The sequence below is a fragment of the Methylobacterium sp. WL7 genome (assembly GCF_008040085.1).
Taxonomy (GTDB): Bacteria; Pseudomonadota; Alphaproteobacteria; order Rhizobiales; family Beijerinckiaceae; genus Methylobacterium; species Methylobacterium mesophilicum.
The window spans coordinates 30,594-54,544 of sequence record NZ_VRVG01000002.1; the positions used below are offsets into that span (position 1 = coordinate 30,594).

Annotated in this window: 25 protein-coding genes; 15 read left to right on the top strand and 10 right to left on the bottom strand. The window is 70.3% G+C overall.

The features are described from left to right. Positions 1 to 181 precede the first annotated feature (181 nt). From gnd to argC, 5 genes are all read left to right on the top strand, one after another. On the top strand, positions 182 to 1,162 hold the full coding sequence (gene gnd, locus FV233_RS00755) for a phosphogluconate dehydrogenase (NAD(+)-dependent, decarboxylating) (RefSeq protein WP_147854503.1): 981 nt from the start codon (positions 182 to 184) through the stop codon (positions 1,160 to 1,162). A 25-nt stretch (positions 1,163 to 1,187) separates the two neighbouring features. Beyond that, entirely contained in the window at positions 1,188 to 1,913 is a 726-nt protein-coding gene (gene pgl / locus FV233_RS00760; RefSeq protein WP_147896341.1) for a 6-phosphogluconolactonase, read from the top strand. Positions 1,914 to 2,025: 112 nt separating this feature from the next. Then, positions 2,026 to 3,093, top strand: a complete 1,068-nt coding sequence (locus tag FV233_RS00765; protein WP_147896342.1) for an HD domain-containing phosphohydrolase — start codon at positions 2,026 to 2,028, stop codon at positions 3,091 to 3,093. Positions 3,094 to 3,402: 309 nt separating this feature from the next. Beyond that, entirely contained in the window at positions 3,403 to 3,924 is a 522-nt protein-coding gene (locus FV233_RS00770) for a cysteine dioxygenase family protein (RefSeq protein ID WP_147896343.1), read from the top strand. 214 nt (positions 3,925 to 4,138) lie between these two features. Next, positions 4,139 to 5,116: an N-acetyl-gamma-glutamyl-phosphate reductase gene (gene argC / locus FV233_RS00775; RefSeq protein ID WP_147896344.1), complete on the top strand. Its 978-nt coding sequence runs from the start codon at positions 4,139 to 4,141 to the stop codon at positions 5,114 to 5,116. 180 nt (positions 5,117 to 5,296) lie between these two features. Here the strand turns inward: argC and FV233_RS00780 are convergent, their stop codons facing one another. Next, a complete protein-coding gene (locus FV233_RS00780) occupies positions 5,297 to 5,758 on the bottom strand; it encodes an Lrp/AsnC family transcriptional regulator (protein WP_147856497.1) in 462 nt (153 codons plus the stop codon). A 38-nt stretch (positions 5,759 to 5,796) separates the two neighbouring features. Then, entirely contained in the window at positions 5,797 to 6,936 is a 1,140-nt protein-coding gene (locus tag FV233_RS00785) for a 2'-deoxycytidine 5'-triphosphate deaminase (protein ID WP_147896345.1), read from the bottom strand. A 264-nt stretch (positions 6,937 to 7,200) separates the two neighbouring features. Between FV233_RS00785 and apaG the strand changes: the two genes are divergently transcribed. Genes apaG through speG form a run of 3 tightly spaced genes read left to right on the top strand, consistent with a single transcriptional unit; the run spans position 7,201 to position 9,361 of the window. Continuing rightward, entirely contained in the window at positions 7,201 to 7,593 is a 393-nt protein-coding gene (gene apaG / locus FV233_RS00790) for a Co2+/Mg2+ efflux protein ApaG (RefSeq protein ID WP_007562424.1), read from the top strand. A gap of 35 nt (positions 7,594 to 7,628) precedes the next feature. After that, a complete protein-coding gene (gene argE / locus FV233_RS00795) occupies positions 7,629 to 8,798 on the top strand; it encodes an acetylornithine deacetylase (RefSeq protein WP_147896346.1) in 1,170 nt (389 codons plus the stop codon). 14 nt (positions 8,799 to 8,812) lie between these two features. After that, positions 8,813 to 9,361 (top strand): spermidine N1-acetyltransferase, encoded by a 549-nt coding sequence (gene speG, locus FV233_RS00800; RefSeq protein WP_281406532.1) that lies wholly within the window; start codon positions 8,813 to 8,815, stop codon positions 9,359 to 9,361. Positions 9,362 to 9,407: 46 nt separating this feature from the next. Here the strand turns inward: speG and FV233_RS00805 are convergent, their stop codons facing one another. The 4 genes from FV233_RS00805 to FV233_RS00820 form a co-directional block, all read right to left on the bottom strand. Further along, positions 9,408 to 10,469 (bottom strand): hypothetical protein, encoded by a 1,062-nt coding sequence (locus FV233_RS00805; RefSeq protein ID WP_147896347.1) that lies wholly within the window; start codon positions 10,467 to 10,469, stop codon positions 9,408 to 9,410. 171 nt (positions 10,470 to 10,640) lie between these two features. Beyond that, positions 10,641 to 11,666 carry an Hsp33 family molecular chaperone gene (locus FV233_RS00810; RefSeq protein ID WP_147854854.1) on the bottom strand — a complete coding sequence of 342 codons (1,026 nt, stop codon included), beginning with the start codon at positions 11,664 to 11,666 and terminating at the stop codon, positions 10,641 to 10,643. Between the two features lie 317 nt (positions 11,667 to 11,983). After that, positions 11,984 to 12,964, bottom strand: a complete 981-nt coding sequence (gene argF, locus FV233_RS00815; protein WP_147896348.1) for an ornithine carbamoyltransferase — start codon at positions 12,962 to 12,964, stop codon at positions 11,984 to 11,986. Positions 12,965 to 13,141: 177 nt separating this feature from the next. Continuing rightward, positions 13,142 to 14,332, bottom strand: a complete 1,191-nt coding sequence (locus tag FV233_RS00820; protein WP_147896349.1) for an aspartate aminotransferase family protein — start codon at positions 14,330 to 14,332, stop codon at positions 13,142 to 13,144. 372 nt (positions 14,333 to 14,704) lie between these two features. Between FV233_RS00820 and FV233_RS00825 the strand changes: the two genes are divergently transcribed. From FV233_RS00825 to FV233_RS00840, 4 genes are all read left to right on the top strand, one after another. Next, on the top strand, positions 14,705 to 15,178 hold the full coding sequence (locus tag FV233_RS00825; RefSeq protein WP_147854857.1) for a RidA family protein: 474 nt from the start codon (positions 14,705 to 14,707) through the stop codon (positions 15,176 to 15,178). Positions 15,179 to 15,180: 2 nt separating this feature from the next. Further along, a complete protein-coding gene (locus FV233_RS00830; protein ID WP_147896350.1) occupies positions 15,181 to 15,930 on the top strand; it encodes a glycerophosphodiester phosphodiesterase family protein in 750 nt (249 codons plus the stop codon). Positions 15,931 to 16,054: 124 nt separating this feature from the next. Next, entirely contained in the window at positions 16,055 to 17,323 is a 1,269-nt protein-coding gene (locus FV233_RS00835) for a GNAT family N-acetyltransferase (RefSeq protein ID WP_147896351.1), read from the top strand. After that, positions 17,320 to 18,480 (top strand): M20 aminoacylase family protein, encoded by a 1,161-nt coding sequence (locus FV233_RS00840; RefSeq protein WP_147854860.1) that lies wholly within the window; start codon positions 17,320 to 17,322, stop codon positions 18,478 to 18,480. Before FV233_RS00835 ends, FV233_RS00840 begins: the two co-directional genes overlap by 4 nt. 9 nt (positions 18,481 to 18,489) lie before the next feature. Here the strand turns inward: FV233_RS00840 and FV233_RS00845 are convergent, their stop codons facing one another. From FV233_RS00845 to FV233_RS00860, 4 genes are read right to left on the bottom strand one after another with little or no spacing between them, the layout of a single operon-like run. Further along, complete coding sequence (locus tag FV233_RS00845) at positions 18,490 to 19,038, bottom strand: TetR/AcrR family transcriptional regulator (RefSeq protein ID WP_147896352.1); 549 nt, start codon at positions 19,036 to 19,038, stop codon at positions 18,490 to 18,492. Positions 19,039 to 19,049: 11 nt separating this feature from the next. Further along, entirely contained in the window at positions 19,050 to 19,517 is a 468-nt protein-coding gene (locus FV233_RS00850; RefSeq protein ID WP_147896353.1) for a nuclear transport factor 2 family protein, read from the bottom strand. Positions 19,518 to 19,576: 59 nt separating this feature from the next. Continuing rightward, positions 19,577 to 20,398, bottom strand: coding sequence for a helix-turn-helix transcriptional regulator (locus tag FV233_RS00855; protein WP_210249474.1), 822 nt, complete (start codon positions 20,396 to 20,398; stop codon positions 19,577 to 19,579). Positions 20,399 to 20,408: 10 nt separating this feature from the next. Continuing rightward, positions 20,409 to 21,317, bottom strand: coding sequence for an alpha/beta hydrolase (locus tag FV233_RS00860; RefSeq protein WP_147857147.1), 909 nt, complete (start codon positions 21,315 to 21,317; stop codon positions 20,409 to 20,411). Positions 21,318 to 21,850: 533 nt separating this feature from the next. Here FV233_RS00860 and FV233_RS00865 point away from each other — a divergent pair. From FV233_RS00865 to FV233_RS00870, 3 genes are all read left to right on the top strand, one after another. Further along, the gene (locus tag FV233_RS00865) at positions 21,851 to 22,453 is read left to right on the top strand and encodes a PAS domain-containing protein (RefSeq protein WP_147857146.1); all 603 of its coding nucleotides are present in this window, start codon (positions 21,851 to 21,853) and stop codon (positions 22,451 to 22,453) included. 46 nt (positions 22,454 to 22,499) lie between these two features. Then, positions 22,500 to 22,667 carry a hypothetical protein gene (locus tag FV233_RS30090; RefSeq protein ID WP_187277909.1) on the top strand — a complete coding sequence of 56 codons (168 nt, stop codon included), beginning with the start codon at positions 22,500 to 22,502 and terminating at the stop codon, positions 22,665 to 22,667. A gap of 117 nt (positions 22,668 to 22,784) precedes the next feature. Further along, on the top strand, positions 22,785 to 23,948 hold the full coding sequence (locus tag FV233_RS00870; protein WP_147896354.1) for an MFS transporter: 1,164 nt from the start codon (positions 22,785 to 22,787) through the stop codon (positions 23,946 to 23,948). The last annotated feature ends 3 nt before the right edge of the window (positions 23,949 to 23,951 follow it).

The window sequence follows — 23,951 nt, forward strand, 5'->3', positions numbered from 1 at the left end:
ACATCGAGACCCAGCGTCGAGTTCGAGCCGCTGCGCGGCGCTTTTCTCACGGGATCCGGGATTGCCGTTCACTACGTTACAGGTGTCCGGGAAAAGGGTGCGCCGCATACTTCAGTATTGGCGTAGCCGGCGAAGCACTTAAGCCCCGCCCCGCGGGGGCGATCGGTAAGGGATGGCAGCGATGCAACTCGGCATGATCGGCCTCGGCCGGATGGGCGGCAACATCGTCCGGCGCCTCCTGCGCGACGGGCACACGGCCGTGGTCTTCGACCAGAACCCGGCGGCGGTTGCCGCGCTGGTGGAAGCCGGCGCGGTCGGCGCGTCGAGCCTGGAGGATCTGGTCGCCAAGCTGGAGGTGCCGCGCACCGCCTGGGTGATGCTCCCGGCCGGCGCGATCACCGAGGAGGCGGTCAAGACCCTGGGCGGCCTGATGCAATCCGGCGACTGCATCATCGACGGCGGCAATTCCTTCTACGGCGACGACGTGCGCCGGGGGCTGGAGCTGAAGCAGAAGGGCCTGCACTACGTCGATGTCGGGACCTCGGGCGGCGTCTGGGGCCTGGAGCGCGGCTATTGCATGATGATCGGCGGCGACACCGAGACCGTCGACCGCCTCGACCCGATCTTCAAGACCCTGGCACCGGGCATCGGCGACATCCCCAAGACCCCCAACCGCGACGGCCGCGACCCGCGCGCCGAGCAGGGCTACATCCATGCCGGACCCACCGGGGCCGGCCATTTCGTCAAGATGGTCCATAACGGCATCGAGTACGGCTTGATGCAGGCCTATGCCGAGGGCTTCGACATCCTGAAGCACGCCAATTCGGATGCGCTTCCGCCGGAGCGGCGCTTCGACCTGAACATGGGCGACATCGCCGAGGTCTGGCGGCGCGGCAGCGTCGTCTCGTCCTGGCTGCTCGACCTGACCGCCCAGGCGCTGGCCGGCGACGAGAGCCTCCACGACTTCTCCGGTTACGTCGAGGATTCCGGCGAGGGCCGCTGGACGATCAACGCCGCCATCGAGGAGAGCGTCCCGGCGACCGTACTGTCCGCCGCCCTGTACCGCCGCTTCCGCTCCCGCGAGCACGAGAGCTACGCCGACAAGCTGCTCTCGGCCATGCGCAAGGGGTTCGGCGGCCACCAGGAGCCCAAGAAGTCCTGAAGCCGATAATCATCCCGAGGCGCCGATGAGCCTTCCCACCGGAACCCATGTCCTGCCCGATCCGCAGGCGGTCGCCCGCGAGGCGGCCGAGCGGCTGATCGTGGCCTGCGGCGAGACCGAATCCGAGCGGATCGCGATCTGCCTGTCCGGCGGCTCGACCCCGAAGCTGCTCTACGGCCTGCTTGCCGGCCCGGATTATGCCGCCCGGGTGCCGTGGGAGCGGATCCACTGGTTCTTCGGCGACGACCGGGTGGTCCCCTGGGACGATGAGCGCAGCAACGTCCGGATGGTCCGCGAGGCGTTCGGGCACGGTTCCAGGATCCCCGCGACCCACCTGCACTTCATTCCCTCCGACGCGGGCGCGGAGGCGGGAGGGCGAGCCTACGAGCAGACCCTGCTGGATTTCTACGGAGCCGACAGCCTCGATCCTTCCAGGCCGCTGTTCGACCTGGTGCTGCTCGGCCTCGGCGAGGACGGGCACACGGCCTCCCTGTTCCCGGGCAAGCCGGCCGTGGCCGAGCCCCACCGGCTGGTCGCCCCCGTGCCGGAAGCCGGTCTGGCGCCGTTCGTGCCGCGGATCAGCCTGACCCTGCCGGCGCTCGCCTCCTCGCGGCACGTGCTGTTCCTGGTCACGGGCGCCGGAAAGCGCGAGGCCCTGGCCCGGCTCGCCGCCGGGGAGGACCTGCCGGCCGGGCGGGTCACCAGCGTGGGCGACGTGGCCTGGCTGCTCGACGCGGCGGCGGCGCAGTAGGCGCGGATCCAGCGTTACCGTCTGGCAAGGTCGAGGCGCTAAAACGGCCTGCCTGCGACGCGACGCGGATCCCGCCGCCTGTCTGACCCGGGGGCATGCCACGAAGAGCCAGATGCGCGCGGGCACCGTCGTCCTCTACACCGACCAGCCCGACCGCCGCGGCGAACTCCTGCGCGTGCTCGGAGACATCGCCCCCTGCACGGTGCTGGACGCGGCCGCGATGCCGCCTGCCGGTCCCTGCCTCGCCCTGGTGGCGGATCTCGACCTACTTCAGCCCTCCCCGCTCGTCGGCCTGCGGACCCTAATCGCCGCCGCCCCGGCTCTCCCGCGGGTGTTCCTGATGCGCAGCATGGGGTCTCGCAGCCTTTCGGCGGCGCGCGGGCTCGGGGCGCGCCTCTGCCTCCCGGTGGATACGCCGGCCGAGACCGTGGCCGAGGCCCTGCTGGCGCAGTTGCCGCCAGTCCCGGAGGTGCCGCGGCCGGGCGGGCGCGTCGGGACGCCCCTCGTCGTCCAGGCCGCCGACAAGGCCGGCGCCGTCATCGCCAACCTGCTCGACGCGGCGCGCGCCTCCGGATCGGTCGATGCCGCCGTGGTCGACGACGGCCTCGAACCGATCCTCGGGGCGATCGGCCAGGGCGGCCTCACCGCCTGGCTCGACACGGTGCGCGCCTACGATGACGCGACCTATCAGCATTGCCTCCTGGTGGCCGGCCTCGCCGCCACCTTCGCGATCGACCTCGGTTTCTCCGATGCCGACCGCCAGCAGCTCGTGCGCGCCGCCCTCGTGCACGATGTCGGGAAGGCCAAGATCCCCCTGGAGATCCTGAACAAGGCCGGTCCCCTCGACGGGGCGGAGCGGGCCGTGATGCGCGAGCACGCAGCTCTGGGTCACCAGATCCTGGTTCAGGCCGGCGGCTTCGACGACGCGGTTCTGAAGGTGGTGCGCCACCACCACGAATTGCTCGACGGCTCGGGCTATCCGGACGGGCTCGCCGGGGACGCCATCGACGACATCGTCCGGCTGATCACCGTCTGCGACGTCTACGCCGCCCTGGTGGAGCGCCGTCCCTACCGGGCCCCGATGCCGGCCGCCGCGGCCATGGCGATCCTGCACGGCATGGACGGCAAGCTCGACCGGGCGCTGGTGCGTGCCTTCGAGCGCTCCGTCGCCGGATCCTGATGGACGCGGGCGGGTGCCGAAGCACGATCCGGCCCCTCTATCCAGCGCTCGCAACGACGGTGGGTGAGCTGCGCACGGACGGACCAAGAATCGCATGCGACGCGCGCTGGTCTCATTGCGCGACATCGGGCCGACCCGCGGTCTCACTGCGCCCCTTTCAGTAAGATTGGAATGACATTTTTGTCGTCCGCCTTTCCGCGCAATAGCATTGCTCACGCAGGCCATCCGAGCGCGGACTTCGCAACCCGTCTCCGGCCCCTCCGCGCTAGGCTCCACTCAGCCTGACGGAGGGCTTCGAAGGAGATCGCCATGACCCCGCTGACCCATCCGGCCGACATCGAGGCGATGATGGCGGATCTGTCGTTCTCGGCCGCGCGCTCGCCGGACGCCTACCTGGCTTCGGCCCGGACGACCCTGGTGCGGATCCTGGCGCGCCCGGACCTGCTCGACCGGACGCGGCTCGCCGCGCCGCCGGAGGGTTTGGGCCGCAACCTGCTGTTCGGGACGCGGGCGATCAGCGTCTGGGCCATGGTCTGGAGCCCAGGCGCCGTCACGCCGGTGCACGATCACCATTGTTCCTGCTGCTTCGGCCTGCTGAGCGGCAGCCTGCGGGAGACCTGGTATCGCCCGATCAGCGACAGCCACGCGGTCGCGACCCGCGATGCGGTCCGGGAGCCGGGCTACGTGGCCTGCATGATGCCCTCGGGGCCGAACCTGCACCGGATCGCCAACGACGGCCCGGAGCCGGCGATCTCGATCCACGTCTACGGCTACGATCACCGGGAGCGGGCGTCCTCGGTCCACCGCACCTACGCGGTCGCGGCGGGGTGACGGCGGGCGCCTATACGGCGCCCGGCTGAGGCGTTCGGATTTTGCTCCTTGGCCGGCGCATGGCAACCCGGTCGCCCGGGTCTCACGCGTGGTACCTCCTTGCGGCGGTTGCTTCCGGCGCAGGGCAGAAGTCCGCTACAGGAACGAAAGGCGACCCTCGACCGAGTCGTCACTCGGCTCGACGGTTCGCTCACTCCAGCAGCAGGACGCTAACATGAGCTTTCGCGTCGGCATCGTCGGGATCAGTGGTTTTGGCGGCGGCGAGGCGATGCGCCTGATCGCGGGTCACCCGTCCTTCGACCTCGTCTACGCTGCGGGCGAGGGTAGCGCCGGCAGCCGGTTGGCGGATCGCTTCCCCGGCGTGCCGGCCAAGCTGGCCGAGCTGGTGATCGAGAAGTGGGACCCCGGGGCCCTGCCCAAGCTCGACGTGCTGTTCGCGTCGCTGCCCACGGGCACCTCGGCCGAGGCGCTGGCGCGCGTCCCCAGGGACGTGAAGATCGTCGATATCGGTGGTGACCACCGCTACGTCGAGGGGTGGTCATACGGCCTGGCAGACGTCTGGCCGGCCCGGATCGTGGATCAGGCTCGCGTCGCCAACCCCGGCTGTTTCCCCGCAGCGACCCTGACCGCGCTGGCGCCCTTGCTGGCCGACAAGTTGATCGAGCCCGGCAACATCGTGATCGATGCCAAGACCGGTATCTCCGGCGCCGGCCGGGGCGGCGCCGACAGCCGGTTCGGATACGCGGAGAGCAACGAGAACCTGGTGCCCTACGGCCTGCTCAAGCACGTCCACATGCCCGAGATCGCCGCGACGATCGAGCGGCTGAGCGGCGGCAGCGCGGCCGGGCTGGTGTTCACACCGCACTTGGTTCCTATGACCCGCGGCGTCCTCGTCACAATCTACTGCCGTGGCCGCGCCACGACGGATCAGTGCCTGGACGCGGCGCGGCGCTTCTACGACGGACGTGCGTTCGTCCGCGTCACCGACAAGCCGCCGCAGACCAAATGGGCGACCGGCTCGAACCTCGCGTTCGTCAGCTATGCGGCAGATCCCGAGCGTAACTTGGTGATCGCGATGGGCGTCGTCGACAATCTGGGCAAGGGGGCTGCCGGTCAGGCCGTCCAGAATGCAAACCTCATCTGCGGCCTGCCGGAAACCGCAGGGCTGGATGGCGTTCCAGTCTGGCCGTGAGGCTTTTGCGCGTTCGCGTTGTCGATTCGGGACGGCCGGAAGTGCGTGACGCGCAGATCCCGGCCGGGATTTGCATCACGGCGCATCGGCGATGGGCCGGGACCGCGCGTCGCTCCGGATTGCGTCCCTGGTCGCGATGATGCCGAAGGCGCCTGCCCTACGCCCTGCTGAAAAGCTGCCTCACGCCATATACATCGTCGGCACGGCGGTCGTGTACTTCATCTCCTCCATGGCGATGGAGGAGGAGAGGTTCGAGAATTCGAGCTTGGCGATGAGGCGCTGGTAGACCGCGTCGTAGGTCTCGATGTCGGGCACGACGATGCGCAGCAGGTAGTCGATCTCACCGGTCAGGCGCCAGGCTTCGACGATCTCGGGGAAGCCGGCGACCACCCGGCGGAACGCGTCGGACCAGTCCGCGGCGTGGCGCGGCGCCTTCACGGCCACGAACACCGTGGTCGGGACGTTGACCTTGCGGCGGTCCACCAGGGCGACCCGGCCCCGGATCACGCCGGACGCCTCAAGCTTCTTGACTCGGCGCCAGCACGGGGCGGCGCTCACACCGACGCGCTCGGCCAACTCTGCGACCGGCAGCGTCGCGTCCTGCTGCAGGACGTCCAGGATTTTTCGGTCCACCGCGTCCATACGACCATCGCTCCCGCGCGGGGTCCGGGCTGCCGGGGCTACAGGAAGAAGTGCTTCGAGAGCTTCAGCCCCTGAGCCTGGTAGTTCGATCCGGCCCCGGCGCCGTAAAGCGTCCCGGGGATCGCCAGCATCCGCTCGTAGACGAGCCGGCCTACAATCTGGCCATCCTCCAGCAGGAACGGCACGTCCCGGGAGCGAACTTCCAGCACGGCGCGGGCACCCGCCCCGCCGGCTCCGGCATGGCCGAAGCCCGGGTCGAAGAACCCGGCGTAATGGACCCGGAACTCGCCGACCAGCGGATCGAACGGCACCATCTCGGCGGCGTGGTCGGGGGGGACCTGCACCGATTCCTTGGAGGCCAGGATGTAGAACTGGCCGGGATCGAGGATCAGGGCGCCCGAGCCGTCGGCCGGCAGCGGCTCCCAGAAATCCGCCGCCCTATGGCGGCCCGGGGCGTCGACGTCGACCAGCCCGGTATGGCGCTTGGCCCGGTAGCCGATCAATCCATCGAAGCCGGACAGGTCCACCGAGACCGCGACCCCGCCCTGGAAGGATGGGGCAGCGCAATCGACCAGCGGTGAGCGCAGGTGCAACTGGCCGAGTTCGGCCTCCGTCAGCCGCGGCGCCCCGCGGCGGAAGCGGATCTGCGACAGGCGCGATCCGGTCCGGACCAGCACCGGGAAGGTGCGCGGCGAAATCTCGGCGTAGAGCGGCCCGGTATAGCCGGGCTCGACCTGGTCGAACGCCTCGCCCCGGTCGGTGATCACTCTCGTGAACACGTCGATGCGGCCGGTCGAACTCTTAGGGTTCGCGGCCGCCGCGAGGTCGGCGGGGAGCGCCAAGCCCTCCTGCAGTTCCGCGATGTAGACGCAGCCCGTCTCCAGCACAGCGCCGGGGCGCAGGTCGATCCTGTGCAGCGACAGGCGCTCGACGCAGGCCTGGACCGTCCGGGTCGCGCCGGGCAGGAAGCTGGTGCGGACCCGGTAGGCCGTGGCCCCGAGGCGCAGGTCGAGGCTCGCCGGCTGGATCTGGTCCGGCGCGAAGGCCGCAGCGGCGCGGATCCCGCCCGCCTGCGCCAGCGCCGCGATCGCCTCGGCCGGCAGGATGCCGCCACGGGTCTCGACGTCCGGATCGGCGGCCTGCGAATCGGCGGCATCCTGGCCTGCGCCCGCGTTCATCGCGCCTCGACTCCTTCGCGCGCCTCCGGGTGGATCCGCGATCCCCAACGTTCTCCGCCCAGACTGGCTAATGCCGGCTTAATCCGGATGGTACGATACGCGCGGCGCCGGACTCGACCACCCTCGGACGAGGCTGCGGCATCATCCGCGCGAGGTAGTCCGCCGCAATTGACGCCGATTTCACTGGCCACTACCACCGCCAGTGAAGCGCGTTCAATTCGTCTTCATCGAATCGCACCGTTCGAAGAAGGGCCTAATAGGGCGATGTACAAGGCCGAGACGCGGGGAATTCGTGTGACCGTTCAGCCTCGCTTCGTCGAGGAGGAATCCTCGCCGAATGAGAGTCGTTATTTCTTCGCTTATACGGTCGAGATCGTGAACACCGGCAGCGAGCAGGTGCAGCTGCGCTCCCGGCACTGGCGCATCATCGACGGGCACGGGGCCTGCCAGGAAGTGCGGGGCACGGGCGTGGTCGGCAAGCAGCCGGTGCTAGAGCCCGGCGAGTCCTTCTGCTACACGAGCGGCTGCCCGCTCAACACGCCCGATGGCCTGATGGCCGGCAGCTACACCATGGCGACGGTGGCCGGCGAGAGCTTCGAGGCCGAGATTCCCGCCTTCTCCCTCGACAGCCCGCACGTCCGCCGCAGCCTGCATTGAGGTCCCGGCTCCGGGGCCTTGCTCCGGAGGGACCTATGCCTGGGATCGGCGAGCGGCTCAGCCCGCTCGACATGCTCGCCCGCCTCGTGTCGTTCGATACCGAGAGCGACAAGCCGAACCTCGCCCTAATCGATTCCGTCTGCACCTATCTCGACGGTTGGGGTGTCCCTTACCTGCGCCTGCCGAACGCAGGCGGGGACAAGGCGGCCCTGTACGCCACCATCGGCCCGATGGCCGATGGTGGCGTCGTGCTCTCCGGCCATACCGACGTGGTCCCAGTGGCGGGTCAGGCCTGGACCAGCGACCCGTTCACCTTGCGCGTCGCCGACGGCCGGGCCTACGGGCGCGGCGCGGTCGACATGAAGGCCTTCGACGCCCTGGCGCTGGCTCTGGTGCCCGACATGCTGGCAGCCAACCTTACGCGGCCCATCCACATCCTGCTCTCTTACGACGAAGAGACCACCTGCCTAGGCTCGATGGACGCGATCACCCGGTTCGGCGTCGACCTGCCGCGACCGGGCGCGGTGATCGTCGGCGAGCCGACCGGCATGGAGGTCGCGGACGCGCACAAGAGCATCGTCACCTGCCTGACCACCGTACACGGGCACGAGGCCCATTCGGCCCGGCCGGCGCTGGGGGCGAACGCGGTGGCGGCGGCCTGCGACCTGGTCGCCGGCCTGAACCGGATCGCCGACCTGATGATCGAGCGCGGCGACGCCTCCGGGCGCTTCGATCCGGCCGCCACCACGGTCCATGTCGGGACGATCCACGGTGGCACGGCGCGCAACATCCTGGCCAAGGAATGCCGCTTCCTCTGGGAATACCGCGGGCTGCCGGACCTCGACCCGGGCGAGGTCCCGCGCCTGTTCGCCGAGGTGGTCGAGCGGGTGACGCGCGAGCGCCTGAACCGCTACGGTGAGTACGGGCGAATCGAGACGCTCGAGGAGGTCGACATCCCGGGGCTCGCACCAGATCCAGGCTCCGAGGCCGAACGGCTGTGCCTGAGGCTCGCGGGGCGCAACCGCACCATTGCGGTGCCCTACGCCACGGAGGCCGGGCGCTTCCAGCAGGCCGGGATCCCGACCGTCGTGTGCGGGCCCGGCGACATCGCCCAGGCCCACCAACCCGACGAGTTCATCACCCTCGACGCGCTCGGCAAGGGCGAGCGGTTCCTGAGGGCCCTGATCGAGGCTTGTGCGTCATGAACGCGCTCATCGGCATCACCATCAAGCTGCGCCCGCTGGAACGCGAGGACCTGCGCTTCGTCCACCAGCTGAACAACAACGACAGCATCATGCGCTACTGGTTCGAGGAGGCCTACGAGTCCTTCGCCGAACTGCAGCAGCTCTACGAGCGCAACATCCACAACCAGACCGAGCGCCGCTTCATCGTGGCCGATCCGAGCGGCGAGCCGGCGGGGCTGATCGAGCTCGTGGAGATCAACCACCTGCACCGGCGCTGCGAGTTCCAGATCGCGATCCACCCCAGCTTCCAGGGCCGGGGCTATGCCTGGCAGGCGACCCGGATCGCCATGGATTATGCGTTCAGCGTGCTCAACATTCACAAGCTGTATCTGCACGTGGACCGAGACAATGCCCGGGCGGTACGGATCTACGAGCGCTGCGGCTTCCATCCCGAGGGTGTGCTCAAGGACGAGTTCTTCGTGAACGGACGCTATCGCGACGCCGTGCGGATGTGCCTGTTCCAGCCGGATTACCTGAAGAACCGCGGCGGCGGCGACATCGCCGAGCCGGTGCTGAAAGTCTGATCCTAGGCATCCGGGAGAGGCCGAGAGGGCCCCTCCCGGACTTCGCTCAGTTGCGGCCGGCCCTCCCGGCACCCTGCGCTGCACCGCCCTGAGCGCTACCGGCCTTCATGCCGCCGCGCTCGGCGTTCCCCATCCGGCCACCGTCGTTGTTAGCCGGCCGCGCGCCACCCGGTTGGTCCCCGCGCTCCGATGCGCTGCGTATGCCGTCCTCCCGGCCGCCCCGCATGTCGCCGCTGCGTATGCCGTCGTCACGGCTTTGGCGATCGGCCGTCCGGTGGGTGTCGCGGCCCTCGGTGCCCACGGCATTGCGGGCGCCGTCGCGGCGGTCGGTGCGGACGCCGGCGCGGGTCTCGGTCCGGAAGCCGGCGTTGACCGTGCCGCCGCCGCTCAGGCGATGGTATTCGTCGGAGCCGTAGCGCACCCGCTGGCCGCGGATCGTCACGAACCGTTCCTCGCGCACCGCCACCAGGCGGCGATACTCGGGTGAGCCGTACACGACGCGTTGGCCCCGGATGGTCACGAAGCGTTCCCGCGGCCGGCTCTCGCGGACGCCGACGAGGCGGCGGTACTCGGGCGACCCATAGAGGACGCGCTGCCCGCGGATCACCACGTACCGGACCCGAGGGCTGCGGTTCCCGGTGACGATCAAGCGGCGGTACTCAGGCGAGCCGTAGACCACCCGACGACCGCCGATCACCACGAACCGGCCTTCGCGGCGGACACCACCTTCGACGCGATCCGACCGGACATCCCTCCGGCGCCCCGTGCGGCTCTCGCCGCGCTCATTCCGGATCTCGGCCCGCTCGCCTCGCGCGCCATCCCGGTCGCCGCGCGCATCACGCTCGACGCGAGCGCCGCCACGCGCATCCGCTTCCGAGCCGGCTCGGCCGCGATCCTGGGCTACCTTGTCACCGGAGTCCCGATTGCCGTCCCGGCCCTGCCCGGCGCGGCCGGTCTCGGCGCCGGAACGTCCCGCGGCGGCTTGCGCGCCAGCCTGCGGCCCGGCCCGGCCGGCTGTTTCGGTGCCGCGATCGGCCCCGGCCGGCTGCTGCGCATAGGCCGAGGTGCTGATCAACAGCGCAGCCAACCCGATCGACAACGTTCGCATGGCGTCTCCTCCGATAGTGAAGCAGCCACGCAACGTCGAAGGTCCCGAAACGGTTCTATGCGAGGTACCTAAAAATCAGCGCAACGAATACTGAAGCATCTGCGTTTCGCGCGAAAAGCTTGGCTGTCGTGTGGCGCGAAGACCGGCGGATCGGCTTCTCGGGCTCGGCATCTACTGGTTTGATTGCTCACCGATCTCGGCCTCGACCTCCTGCGGGTCGAGGTCGTAGCGGCGGGAGCAGAATTCGCAGGTGATGACGATGCGCCCGTCATCCGCGACGATGTCGTGCCGCTCCTGCGGTGAGAACGAGCGGATCATGCCCATCACGCGCTCACGCGAGCAGCGGCAGGCCTCGTGCACCGGCTGACGGTCGAACACCCGCACGCCGCGCTCATGGAACAGCCGGTAGAGCAGGCGCTCGCTGGACACGCTCGGATCGACCAGCTCGTGGTCCTCCACGGTGCCGACGAGCGACCGCGCCTCGACCCAGGCATCGTCTTCGACCGCCTGCCCGGACAGGTGCGTGTGCCCCTCCGGGATGTCGCCCGGCGGCAGGTCGGCCAGACGGGCCCGGTCGATCGATTGCGGCAGGAACTGCACGATCAGGCCGCCGGCGCGCCACCGGCCGGCACCCTCCTCCACGGCCTCGGCGACCGCGAGGCGCACCTGCGTGGGGATCTGCTCCGACTGGCGGAAATACTGGTGCGCGGCCTCCTCCAGGCTCTGGCCCTCAAGGGCGACGACGCCCTGGTAGCGGCTGGACGCGGAGCCCTGGTCGATGGTCATGGCGAGGTGGCCCGCACCGATCAGGTCGGCATCCTTCAGCGGGCGCTCGCCCAGGGCGGTGACCCGGTCGGCGTCGAACCGCGCGGTGGCGCGCAGGCGATCGGGCGCCTCGAAGTCGACCACGATCATCGCCACCGGGCCGTCGGTCTTGGTCTGGAGCTGGAAGCGGCCCTCGAACTTGAGCGACGAGCCCAGCAGCACGGTCAGCGCGGCGGCCTCGCCCAGGAGCCGGGCGACGGCATCCGGGTAGCCGTGACGGCGCAGGATCGTATCCACCGCCGGGCCGAGCCGAACCAGCCGTCCGCGTACGTCGAGGGCTTCCACGGCAAAGGGCAGCACGGCATCGTCCGCGCCGTCGTGGCCGTTGCCGACCGCCTGCGCCTGGGATTGCGACTCTGTTCCTGAGGTCATGCCCGCTCCGATCGATCCATTCGGCGCCCGCGACGGCCGCTCCGACAGGCCGGGGCGCGGATCCCGCTCCCGCAGGGAGGGGAATGGCGTGAGGAAGAGGACTCGTCCGGAGCGATCTGTTCCCTCACCCCGCCCGCGCCGGCACGGGAGAGGGGGCGCATCGCGCCACATCCGTCGCCGGGATGCTGCCGTCCGGCAGCCGTGATGGGGAGGCGAGCCGCGAAAGCCGCCCGCTCACCCGTATATGGGGCGGCATTCCGAAATTCGCGACCGCCCTGCCCCGGAAATCGGGACCGGTGCGGTGTGCGAGCCTGAGGTCAGGGCGTCTCCGCACCCAGGCACCAGGCCAGGATCCCCTTCTGCGCGTGCAGGCGGTTCTCGGCCTCGTCGAACACCACGGAGCGCGGCCCGTCCATGATCTCGGCCGTCACCTCCTCGCCGCGGTGGGCCGGCAGGCAGTGCATGAAGATCGCGTCCGGGTTGGCGGCGGCCATCAGCTTGGCGTTCACCTGGTAGGGGTTCAGCAGGTTGTGACGGTGACCCTCGTCGTCGTCGCCCATCGAGACCCAGCAATCCGTCACCACGGCGTCGGCACCGGCCACGGCCGCGAAGGCATCGGTGCCAACATTGACCGTGGCACCCTCGCGCTTCGCCCAGGCGATCAGGCCGGGCGGGGGCGCGAGTTCCGGCGGGCTCGCGATGTTGAGCGTGAAGTCGAGCCGCGCGGCCGCGTGGACCCAACTCGCCAGGACGTTGTTCGAATCGCCAGACCACGCCACCGTACGGCCCTTGATCGGCCCGCGATGCTCCTCGAAGGTCATCACGTCGGCCATGATCTGGCAGGGATGCGAGACCTTGGTCAGGGCATTGATCACCGGCACGGTGGCGTGCTCGGCCAGTTCGAGCATCTGGCCGTGGTCGAGGATGCGGATCATGATCGCGTCGACGAAGCGCGACAGCACCTGGGCGGTGTCACCGATGGTCTCGCCCCGGCCGAGCTGCATCTCGGAGCCGGTGAGCATCAGGGTCTCGCCGCCGAGCTCGCGCATCGCCACGTCGAACGAGACGCGCGTCCGGGTCGAGGGCCGGTCGAACACCATCGCGAGGGTCTTTCCGACCAAGGGGCGCTCGGCGGCGCGCTCACCCTTGCGGCGGCGCGCCTTGATGGCCGCACTCGTATCGAGCACCCCGCGCAGCTGCGCTCCGGAGAAGTCCTTGAGGTCGAGGAAGTGGCGGGGGCCGGCACCGTTCGGGTGCGGGACTGGGGCACGCGCCCGGCCGTCAATCTGGGCTTTCATCGCGTCACGTTCGCTAGAGCCTGCTCCACGATCACCTGATCATGAACGACACTCTATCTCCTGGTGAGGGGCATTCTCGTCACGCACGGCGGGATCGACCGTGCCCGAAAATGCTTCGCACCGCCCGGCACCGGAACGCGGCGCAGGGCGGTGATTCGTAGAAGCGGAATCGGCCTGCTATTCGGCCGCCCCGCGCAGGGCTTCGAAGGAGGAGGCGGCCTCGTCCAGCCGCCGGACCGCCTCGTCGATCTCGCTGTCGCCGACGATCAGCGGAGGCAGCAGGCGGACGATGTTGTCGCCCGCCGGGATCACCAGAAGGTGGGCCGACCGGGCGGCGGCGGCGAAATCGGTGTTCGGCACGCCGAGCTTGAGGCCGAGCATCAGGCCCTCGCCGCGGACCTCCTGGAACACGTGCGGGTGGCGGTCGCGTAGGGAGGCCAGCTTCTGCTTGAGCAGCAGCCCGGCATGGGCGACGCGTTCGAGGAACCCATCCGCCAGCACCACGTCGAGCACGGCGTTGCCCACCGCCATGGCAAGCGGGTTGCCGCCGAAGGTGGTGCCGTGGCTGCCGGCGGTCATGCCGCGGGCTGCCTCGCTTGTGGCGAGACAGGCGCCCATCGGGAAGCCGCCGCCGATGCCCTTGGCCACGCTCATGATGTCCGGGGTGATGCCAGACCATTCGTGCGCGAACAGCTTGCCGGTGCGCCCGACGCCGGTCTGGACCTCGTCCATGATCAGCAGCAGGCCGTGCGCGTCGCAGATCTCCCGCAGGCGGCGCAGGTCCGCATGCGGGATCACCCGCACGCCACCCTCGCCCTGGATCGGCTCGATCATCAGGGCGGCCGTCTCCGGGCCGATCACCGCCTCCAGAGCCGCGAAGTCGCCGGCCGGGACCTGGTCGAAGCCCTCGACCTTGGGGCCGAAGCCCTCGATGTATTTCTGCTGGCCCCCGGCCGCCAGCGTCGCAAGGGTCCGGCCGTGGAAGGCCCCCGCGAAGGTGACGATCCGGTAGCGCTCCGGATTGCCGCCGGCCGCGTGGTACTTCCGGGCGATCTTGATCGCCGCCTCGTTGGCCTCCGCCCCCGAGTTGCAGAAGAACGCCACGTCCGCGAAGGTCGCGTCCACGAGGCGCTGCCCGAAGCGCTCGCCGCCCGGGATCTCGAACAGGTTCGACGTATGCCAGATCCGGCCGGCCTGCTCGGTGAGCGCGCCGACGAGGTGCGGATGGGCATGGCCGAGGCCGTTGACCGCGATGCCGGCGCCGAAATCGAGATAGCGCTCCCCGGCCTCCGTCACGAGCCAGGCGCCCTCGCCGCGCTCGAAGGCGAGCGGCGCGCGGACGTAGGTCGGCAGAAGGGCTGACGTCACGGATCCCGTCTCCGTCTCTCAAGGCACCGGAGCAAGCATTGTGCCGGCCCCAAATGAAAGTGCCGCCTCGTCATGGGCGGCACGCGCGCGATTACTATGAAACGACCGCCTCCTGTCAACGTTGGGACGTCGGTCAAGGGTGCGCGGCAGCTCTGCGCGATGCTTGCGCGGATCGGATTTCAGCGGTGTGACACCGGACGAGCGCGTCGCTCCGGATCCTGGAAACGGCACGCCGCGCTCGCTTCTTGGGTCGCATCCTCTTTTTTCCGAAAGCCGGCGGCCACCTTTCGGGACGATGCCCCGGTCCCCTTGCGCGGCGGGGGGCGGGCATGCTCCTGCTCCCGCCGAGCCGAGTCAGCATGGGAGATTCTGATGAGCACGATCAAGGACCGTCTGGAGAGCCTGGGCCTCACCCTGCCGAAGGCGGCGGCGCCGGTGGCCAACTACGTGCCCTTCGTGCGCACCGGCAACCTCGTGGTGATCTCCGGCCAGGTCTGCTTCGGCGCGGACGGGACAATCGCCCCCGAGCACAAGGGCAAGGTCGGCGGCAACGTCTCGGCCGAGGCCGGCAAGGCGGCGGCCCGGCTCTGCGCCCTCAACGTCCTGGCCCAGCTCGAAGCCGCGGTGGGCGACCTCGACCGGGCCCTGGAGCAATGCGTGCGGCTGGGCGGCTTTATCAATGCGGCCCCGGGCTTCTCCGCGGTGGCTGGGGTGATGAACGGCGCCTCCGACCTGATGGTCGAGTTGCTGGGCGATCGCGGGCGCCATGCCCGCTCGACGGTCGGCGTCGCCGAACTGCCCCTCGACGCCGCGGTCGAGGTCGAGGCCATCTTCGAGGTCCGGTGAGCGTGGCCGCACCAGACTGGCTCACCGCGCGGCCGATCGCCCATCGCGGGCTGCACGACCGGGCGGCGGGCCGGCCGGAGAACACCCTGGCTGCCGCCCGTGCGGCGGTGGCGGGGGGCTTTGCCATCGAATGCGACGTTCAACTGAGTGCCGACGGCGAGGCGATGGTGTTCCACGACGCGGCGCTGGGCCGGCTGACCGGGGCGAGCGAGGCGGTCGGGACCAAGTCCGCCGCCGAACTCGGGGCCCTCGCAGTCGGCGGGACCGCCGAGACGATCCCGACCCTGTCGGCCTTCCTGGCGGCGGTGGCCGGGGCCGTGCCGGTCGTGATCGAGGTCAAGTCCCGCTATGACGGCGACCTGCGCTTGGTGACCCGCGCGGCCGAGATCGCCGCCGCCTCGGGCGGCCCCGTGGCGATGAAGTCCTTCGACCCGCAGTTGGTGGCCGCCTTGCGGGATCTCTGCCCGCCCGCGATTCCCCGGGGGATCGTGGCGGAGACCACCCAGGACGACCCGGCCTATGCCGGCATGCCCTGGGCGACACGCCGGGCCCTGTCCAACCTGCTGCATTTTTCGGACTCGCGGCCGGACTTCCTGTCGTGGCGGGTCGACGACCTGCCCTGCGCGCCGACCTACCTGTGCCGCCTCCTCGGCCGCATCCCGGTGATGGCCTGGACGGTGCGGAATGAGGACCAGCGCGCCCGCGCGGGCGCGCACGCGGACCAGATGGTGTTCGAGGGCTTCGTTCCGTGATCGATGCGGGCGGTTCGGTTTTGCCGCCCGACGGTGTGACGCCGTCGTCCATCTGACAAGTCCGTCGGGCAGCCGCGCGCATCCGCCCGCTTGCCCGGCTGTCCGCCCCGGCTAGATTGGACGCATGAAGCAAGCACCCGGGCCGGCGCCGGAGACCTCCTCACTCACCGTGCGGGCGATGACCGGCTTGAAGGAGATCGGCGCGGCGGCCTGGGATGCCTGCGCGTTCTCCCCCGAGACCCTGGCGGCGGGCGACGAGACCTACAACCCGTTCGTCTCGCACGCCTTCCTGTCGGCGCTGGAAGACTCTGGCTGCGTCGCGCGCAAGACCGGCTGGCTGCCGCTCCACGTGGCGGTGGAGCGCGAAGGCACGCTGCTCGGGGTGGCACCCTGCTATCTGAAGTCGCACAGCCAGGGCGAGTACGTGTTCGATCACGGCTGGGCCGACGCCTACGAGCGGGTCGGTGGCGCCTATTATCCGAAGCTGCAGGTCAGCGTGCCGTTCACCCCCGTGAGCGGCCCGCGCTTCCTGATCGCCCCGGGGGCCGATCCGGACGAGGCGACCCCCGGCCTGGTCGCGGGCCTGCGGGCGCTCCGGGCCGAGACCAAGGCGTCGTCGATCCACGTCACCTTCATGCGCGAGGCCGAGTGGGAGCGGGCCGGGGCCGCGGGCTTCCTGCAGCGCACCGACCAGCAGTTCCACTGGGAGAATGCCGGCTACGCGAGCTTCGATGATTTCCTGAACGCCCTCGCGTCCCGAAAAAGAAAAACCATCCGCAAGGAGCGGCGCGACGCGCTGGCCCCCGGGATCACGGTCGAGCACCTGACCGGCGCCGACATCACCGAGGCCCATTGGGACGCGTTCTACGGTTTCTACATGGACACCGGCGCGCGCAAATGGGGGCGCCCCTACCTCAACCGCCGGTTCTTCTCGCTCCTGTCCGAGCGCATGGCCAACCGGGTGCTGCTGATCATGGCCCGCCGCGGTGGCGCTTACATCGCCGGGGCGATCAACCTGATCGGCGACACGGCGCTCTACGGGCGCAACTGGGGCTGCATCGAGGACCACCCGTTCCTGCATTTCGAGATCTGCTATTATCAGGCGATCGATTTCGCGATCAGCCGCGGTCTGAAGCGGGTCGAGGCCGGGGCGCAAGGGGAGCACAAGCTGGCCCGCGGCTACAGGCCGGTGCTGATGCACTCCGCCCACGACATCGCCGACCCGGCCTTCCGCCGGGCGGTGGCCGATTATTTGCAGCGGGAGCGGGCCCACGTCGCCGAGGCGGTGGACGTCCTCGACACGCTCACGCCGTTCCGGCGCACCGACGCGGACGCCGTCGGCGACGCTGCGGCCCGGTCCACGCCTTCGTCCCCCGAGAGCCCGAGCACATGAGCCCGATCGACCACATCAAGACCTATGCCGACGAGCTGACGGCCCTGCGCCGCGACCTGCACGCCCACCCGGAACTCGGCTTCGAGGAGGTGCGCACCGCCGGCATCGTCGCCGACCTGCTGGAGCAGTACGGCTGCGAGGTGCATCGCGGCGTCGGCGGCACCGGCGTGGTCGGGCTCCTGAAGGGCCGCACCGACAACGGTCGTCGGATCGGCCTGCGTGCCGACATGGATGCCCTACCGATCGAGGAGGAGACCAACCTCCCCTATCGCTCGACCTACCCGGGCAAGATGCACGCCTGCGGCCATGACGGCCACACCACGATGCTGGTCGGCGCGGCGCGCTACCTCGCCGAGACCCGCGACTTCGACGGCACGGCCGTGTTCGTGTTCCAGCCCGCCGAGGAGGGCCGCGGCGGCGCCCGGGCGATGCTGAAGGACGGTCTGTTCGAGCGCTTCCCGTGCGACGAGATCTACGGCCTGCACAACCAGCCGGGCGGCGGCCACGGGCGGATCAAGCTGCGCCCCGGGCCACTCATGGCGGCGGCCGACTTCTTCGACATCCACATCCGTGGCCGGGGCGCCCACGCCGCCCATCCGCAAGGCGGCATCGATCCGATCGTGATCGCCACCGGGCTCGCACAGGCGCTTCAGTCGATCGTCTCGCGCAACGCCGACCCGCTGAAGTCGATCGTGCTGTCGATCACCCGGATCTCAGCCGGCTCGGCCTACAACGTCATCCCGGAGACGGCGCAGCTCGCCGGCACGATCCGCACCTTCGACCGGGAACTCCGGGCGCTCGCCGGAACCCGCATGCGCGAACTCGCCGCGGGCTTCGCCGCCGCGTACGGCGCCGAGATCAAGGTCGACATCCACGACATGTTCTCCGTTCTGGAGAACGCGCCCGAGCAGGCGGCCGCCGCCACCGCAGTGGCGACCGAACTCCTCGGGTCCGACAACGTCGAGGCGGATGCCGCCCCGAAGATGGGCAGCGAGGATTTCGCCGACATGGCCCAGGCGGTACCGGCCGCGTATGTCTGGCTTGGCTCGAACCCCGGTCCGGGCCTGCACAATGCCAGCTACAATTTCGACGACACGGTCATCCCGATCGGCAGCGCCTTCCTGGCCCGGATGGTCGAGAGCCGCACCGCCGCCTGAGGCGGCGCCTCAGCCCGCTGCGGTCGCGATCCGCGACCGCAGCGCGTCCAGCGCGCGAGCGAAGACTGCCGGCTCGTCGAGCGCCCGCGCCAGCACGATCGCCCCCTGGATCTGCGCGACGATCTCTTCCGCGAGCGCGACGCTCGCCGCCTCACCGTGCCCCGCACGCCGCAGGGCGTCGGCGAGGGCGGCGATCCAGCGGGCGAAGTAGCCCCGCACCGCCTCGGCGAACAGGTCGCGGTCGCTGCCGAGCGCGAGGACGCCGACGAGGCAGACCCGCTGACCCGACCGGAAATAGGTATGGACCGCCGTGAACATGTCCGAGATCGCGGTCTCGGGCCGGTCCGCCTCGCGCAGCGGCCGGTACAGATTGGCCTCGAACCACGCGTCGATCTCGGCGAGCACGCAGGCCGCCATCTCGGCCTTGCCGCCCGGGAACAGGTGATACAGGCTGCCCTTGCCCAGGCCGGTGGCCTTGCCGATCAGCGCCAGGCCGGCGCCCGCGTAGCCGCGCTCGCGAAACACCTCCGCGAGCACCGGCAGCGTTTCGGTCAGCATCGTCACCGGGTCTAGAGGCCGAGATCGCTCAGGCCCGGATGATCGTCGGGGCGCCGGCCGAGCGGCCAGTGGAACTTCCGGTCGGCGGCGGCGATCGCCAGATCGTTGATGCTGGCGAGCCGGCGGCGCATCAGCCCGTGCGCGTCGAACTCCCAGTTCTCGTTGCCGTAGGAGCGGAACCATTGCCCGGCCGCGTCGTGCCACTCGTAGGCGAAGCGCACGGCGATCCGGTCCCCGCCGCAGGTCCAGAGTTCCTTGATCAGCCGGTATTCGAGCTCGTGCGCCCACTTGCGCTGCAGGAACGCGACGATCGCCGCGCGCCCCGACAGGAATTCGTTCCGGTTCCGCCACACGCTCTCCTGCGTGTAGGCGAGCGACACCCGCTCGGGATCACGCCCGTTCCAGGCATCCTCGGCCATGCGGGCCTTCTGGGCGGCGGTCTCCGAAGTGAAGGGCGGCAAAGGCGGGCGGTCCGACATGGGCGTATCCTCGCAGTTTGTACCGATCGGTACAGATGTGGACGCACCGCGAGCCCGCGTCAACCGGAACGGCCGGCCTCGCGCATCTGTAGGGCTCGTCCGAAGGCGACGACGGAATCCGCGCCCTGGGCCCGATAGGCGGCCGGAGCCGTTCCGATGATCCGCCGAAACATCGCAGCGAAGGCGCTCGGCGTGTCGTATCCCAAAGCGGCCGCGGTCTCGGCGACCGATCCGCCCCCGACCAGCATCGGCAGTGCGGCCAGGACCCGGGCCTGCTGCCGCCAGACCGAGAACGGGACTGCCAGCTCGCGCTCCGCCAGCCGCGCCAGCGTTCGCGGCGAGGCCCCAGCAGCCCGGGCGAGTGCCGCCATGTTCCGCCGGTCGCCGGGATGGGCCAGGACCGCGTCGCAGACGCGCCGGAGCCGCGGGTCGTCCGGCATCGCCAAGCGGAGCGGGCAATGCGGGAGCGCGGCCACCTCGTCGAGCAGGACCTCGAACAAGCGCCCCCGCCGTCCGTCCCGATCGCCCGCCCCGGCGTCGCGGATCGCCCGCAGGATCAGCTCGCGCAGGAGCGGCGTCATCGCGAGGCCGGTCGGCGCGGCCGGCAACGCGGCCGGCACGGCATGGTCGGCGACGTAAAAGGTCCGGAGCGAAACGGCGCCGCGGGCGCGCATGGCGTGTTCGACGCCGGCCCCGACCCACAGCGCGCGCTGCGGCGGAACGAGCCACAGGCTGCCCGCCGCGCGGATCTCCATCACCCCGGCAATCGCGTAGATTAGCTGTGCGCGGGCGTGACAATGCGGGCCGACGATCCCGCCATCCGGGTAGTCGCGGCCGAGGCAGATCACTGTCGGGCCGCGGAAGGCAGGAGGACCGAACACGATCCGGTCGTCAGGCCGCCGGTTCCGCGCCGAGATGAGCCACGAGAAAATCGCGGGCGGCTCCACTGGTGCGGTCGAAGTGCCGGAGATAGGGGTCGAAATGGCCGCCCGGCACCATCATGAGGTTCTTGGGCGGCAGGGCACGCTGATAGGCCTCCAGGCACAGGTCGGTGGCCGTGAGAGCGTCGTCCTCGGCCACGATCATCAGCAGCGGCGTCGGGCTGATCCGGGTGATGTGCACGCCCGGCTCGTTCTCGCGGGATAGTTCGGCGCTGCGCAGCGTCACTGCGTTCCGCCAGGCCGGCGCGAAGGCTTGGGTGCCGGTGAAGAAGGCGTGGCCGTCCTGTCCCGGCATCGCACAGGGTTGGAGCGGATCGTTCGACACCGCCGGCAGCATGGCCGGCTCCCCGCCGCGGAAGCGCGCGGCGCGGTCGGCCTCGAAGCGGCGCAACTGGGCCGGGACGAGATCGGACCGGGTCCGGCGCTGCGCCGAGAGCGAACCGCTGATCTGCGGCACCTGCGCGACGACGCATCGGACCCGGCGGTCGATCGCCGCGACCTCGATCACGTGGCCCCCGCTGAAGCTGGTGCCCCAGATCCCGATCCGGTCCGGATCGATCCACGGGATCGTCTGCGCGAAACTGATCGCATCCCGGTACCCGCGCTTCTGCACGGTCGGGTCGACCTCCTGGCGGGGCAGTCCGTCGCTGGCGCCGAAATGGGGGTGGTCGTAGACCAGGACGCCGAGGCCCGCCGCCGCAAAGATCTCCGCGTACCGATCGAGATACTGCTCCTTCACCGCCGAGAAGCCGTGGGCCATCACCACGGCCGCAACGGACGCTCCCGCCGGTGTTTCCGGCCGGTAGAGCCAGCCCCGCAAGGTCCGACCCTCCGAACCGAACTCGATATCGCTTCGCATCGGTCCCCCCCTCGTTCGCCGAGGCATCGTGCCGGACCATGCTTAGGTGGGCGCGGTGAATCCAGTCAAAGACGGCGCCGTTTCGGCCAGAGATCCGTGTCGCCCGGTGGCGTCGTCCACCATCGACAGCCAAGCCGATCGGTGCAACGCTGGCAATCAAAGCGCCGCGGAGCGCGGCCCGGAGGAACGGGTGATACGATCGGGGAGGCTCATGGCGCCGGACATTCAGGAATCGCGGGCCGCGCTCATTCTTCTAGCGGTCGTGGTCGGGGCTGTGCTGCTGTTCGGCGCGTTCACGCTGGTCACGCAGATCGGCTGAAGCTCGCCCGGGAACTACAACCGATGCGCGTCCATCGACATGGCGCGAAACCGGGGATGGTTCGTCGGTCGGCGGGAATAACCTCAATCCATCAGTAGAATGACCGGGAGAGCATTGAGGTTGCGGTGTTGAGTTAACCGCCTCTTAATTCCATCATGGGTTGTATGACTGCGAAGAATGCGTGCGAGGGGCACGCCGGTTTCGGAGATCGCCCATGGTTGTCGACGCGATCAAGCGCCCGCGCGGCCTGCCGGTGGATCTGTCGGCAGCCCTCGACGCGTCCGGCGTGATCGGCGCCTGGTCATGGTCGCCCCGGTCCGATCGCTGCACCTTGGATGCGGGCGCCGCCGACGTGCTCGCAGGCGATCCCGGCCTCGCAGGGCGTCCGATCCCGCTGGAGATCGCGAAGGCTTGCGTCCATCCCGAGGACCGGCCGGCGGTGGTGCGGCACTTCCAGGCGGTCCGCGAGCGCGGCGGCCTGTTCGTAGCCGAGTACCGCACGCTCTCGCCAACCGGCCAGGTCCGGTGGATCCTCGACCGCGGCCGGCTGCCGGCGGGCGCGTCGAGCCGGCGGACGGGGCACGGCATCATCATCGACGTGACCGACAGCCGGCTCGAGGACGAGCAGGCCGCCCCGTTGCCCGTCGAGCCGCTGGATGCGCTCTCGGTCGCCATCGACCGCGCCCTCGAATGCCGCGACGCGCTCGAAGGGGTCGCGGATACCGAGCTGCAATTGCTGATCGATATGTTGCTGCTGCGCCTCGGGCAAAGCATCGCCAAGACGCCCGCCGCCGCGGCCGGCCGGCGTGGGCATTGACGGATCGCAGAGGCTGGCTCCTCGGCGCCCTGGCACAGGATCGCGCGTGGAAGCGCGGACCGGATCGGCCTTCGGCGAGGATATCGGCCTTCAACACACCGATAGGGCCGGCTTCGAGGCGCCGCTCGCGAAGGCCGTGCGATCGCATGACTCGGGGGCGTACGGGCGGCTGAATGTCGACCCGGCTGAACGGGCGGTGCATCCGGAGCGGTGATTTGATTCGGCGACCCGGATACTGTTGTCTGGCCGTTGCCGGAGCGCCCTCAGTCTCCCCTCGATCGGACCTATATGCCGCCCTGCCCGCCGCCCGCATCCTGACGAGGCTGCCCCGATGGATCCCGGCGCGCGCGACACCGCTCGGCGGGGTGGTCTGTCCCGCTTCCTCGTTTTGTACGCTGCCCTCTACGGGGCCTACGGTTTCCTCTCGCCGATCCTGCCGGGTTTTCTTGCGGCGCGGGGGCTGGAGCCGGGGCAGATCGGCGCCCTCCTGGCCGCCGCCGGCGCCCTCCGGCTGGTAGTCGGCCCGCTGGCCGGCGCTTTCGCCGACCGGAGCCGAGGCGGCCGTCCCGTCCTGGCGGCGAGCGTCGCGCTCGCGGGTCTGGCCGTCCTCGCGCATTTGCCCGGCGTCGGTTTTTGGCAGCTCCTCGGGCCGGCCCTCCTGTACGCGGCCGGAACCGCCGCGCCCGCGCCGCTGGCCGACGCGCTAGCGCTCGCCGCCGCCCGGGGCGGGACCGTCTTCCAGTATGGCTGGGTCCGTGCCGCCGGCTCGGCGGGCTTCATCATCGCGACCGGCGCTGCCGGCTGGCTGATCGCCGCGTCCGGCTTGTGGGCCGCGCTGGTGGCGAGCGGGGGCCTGTTCATCGCCGCTTCGGGGGCGGCCCTGGCGCTGCCGATCCGCGAAGGCGCCAAGAAAGGCGCCATGCCATGGCACAACTTCGCCGATCTGCTGCGGCTGCCGCGCTTCCTGCGCGTGGTCTTCGCGGCTTCGCTGGTGGTCGGCGCCCACGCCATGCACGACGGTTTCGCCATGATCCTGTGGCGCGGCGCCGGGATCGGAGCCGGCACCGCCGGGCTGCTCTGGTCCGGATCGGTGGCGGCCGAGGTGCTGGTGTTCCTGCTCGTCGGCCCCTGGCTCCTGGCACGGATCGGGCTCCCGGCCGGAATCGCGGTTGCGGCGCTGGCCGGCGCCCTGCGCTGGGCGGCGCTCGCCTCGACGACCGCGATCCCCGTCCTTGCCGCCGCGGAACTCCTGCACGGGCTCAGCTTTGCCCTCCTGCATCTGGCCTGCCTCGGCCTGATCGAAGCCGCGACGCCCCCGGAACGCCGGGCCACCGCGCTGGCGCTCTACGGGACCCTCGGCCTCGGCCTGTCCGGCGTGCTGGCGACGCTGGCCTCCGGCGCGCTCTTCGGCGCGTTCGGGGCGCCGGCCTTCTGGGCGATGGCGGCCCTGAGCCTCGTCGCCCTGCCGCTGGTGCCGGGCCTGCGCGACGGCTGAAGC

Coding starts and splice junctions, on each gene's coding strand:
- gnd (WP_147854503.1), top strand. CDS start 182: ATGCAACTCGGCATGATCGGCCTCGGCCGGATGGGCGGCAACATCGTC.
- pgl (WP_147896341.1), top strand. CDS start 1,188: ATGAGCCTTCCCACCGGAACCCATGTCCTGCCCGATCCGCAGGCGGTC.
- FV233_RS00765 (WP_147896342.1), top strand. CDS start 2,026: ATGCGCGCGGGCACCGTCGTCCTCTACACCGACCAGCCCGACCGCCGC.
- FV233_RS00770 (WP_147896343.1), top strand. CDS start 3,403: ATGACCCCGCTGACCCATCCGGCCGACATCGAGGCGATGATGGCGGAT.
- argC (WP_147896344.1), top strand. CDS start 4,139: ATGAGCTTTCGCGTCGGCATCGTCGGGATCAGTGGTTTTGGCGGCGGC.
- FV233_RS00780 (WP_147856497.1), bottom strand. CDS start 5,758: ATGGACGCGGTGGACCGAAAAATCCTGGACGTCCTGCAGCAGGACGCG.
- FV233_RS00785 (WP_147896345.1), bottom strand. CDS start 6,936: ATGAACGCGGGCGCAGGCCAGGATGCCGCCGATTCGCAGGCCGCCGAT.
- apaG (WP_007562424.1), top strand. CDS start 7,201: ATGTACAAGGCCGAGACGCGGGGAATTCGTGTGACCGTTCAGCCTCGC.
- argE (WP_147896346.1), top strand. CDS start 7,629: ATGCCTGGGATCGGCGAGCGGCTCAGCCCGCTCGACATGCTCGCCCGC.
- FV233_RS00805 (WP_147896347.1), bottom strand. CDS start 10,469: ATGCGAACGTTGTCGATCGGGTTGGCTGCGCTGTTGATCAGCACCTCG.
- FV233_RS00810 (WP_147854854.1), bottom strand. CDS start 11,666: ATGACCTCAGGAACAGAGTCGCAATCCCAGGCGCAGGCGGTCGGCAAC.
- argF (WP_147896348.1), bottom strand. CDS start 12,964: ATGAAAGCCCAGATTGACGGCCGGGCGCGTGCCCCAGTCCCGCACCCG.
- FV233_RS00825 (WP_147854857.1), top strand. CDS start 14,705: ATGAGCACGATCAAGGACCGTCTGGAGAGCCTGGGCCTCACCCTGCCG.
- FV233_RS00835 (WP_147896351.1), top strand. CDS start 16,055: ATGAAGCAAGCACCCGGGCCGGCGCCGGAGACCTCCTCACTCACCGTG.
- FV233_RS00840 (WP_147854860.1), top strand. CDS start 17,320: ATGAGCCCGATCGACCACATCAAGACCTATGCCGACGAGCTGACGGCC.
- FV233_RS00845 (WP_147896352.1), bottom strand. CDS start 19,038: ATGCTGACCGAAACGCTGCCGGTGCTCGCGGAGGTGTTTCGCGAGCGC.
- FV233_RS00850 (WP_147896353.1), bottom strand. CDS start 19,517: ATGTCGGACCGCCCGCCTTTGCCGCCCTTCACTTCGGAGACCGCCGCC.
- FV233_RS00860 (WP_147857147.1), bottom strand. CDS start 21,317: ATGCGAAGCGATATCGAGTTCGGTTCGGAGGGTCGGACCTTGCGGGGC.
- FV233_RS00865 (WP_147857146.1), top strand. CDS start 21,851: ATGGTTGTCGACGCGATCAAGCGCCCGCGCGGCCTGCCGGTGGATCTG.
- FV233_RS00870 (WP_147896354.1), top strand. CDS start 22,785: ATGGATCCCGGCGCGCGCGACACCGCTCGGCGGGGTGGTCTGTCCCGC.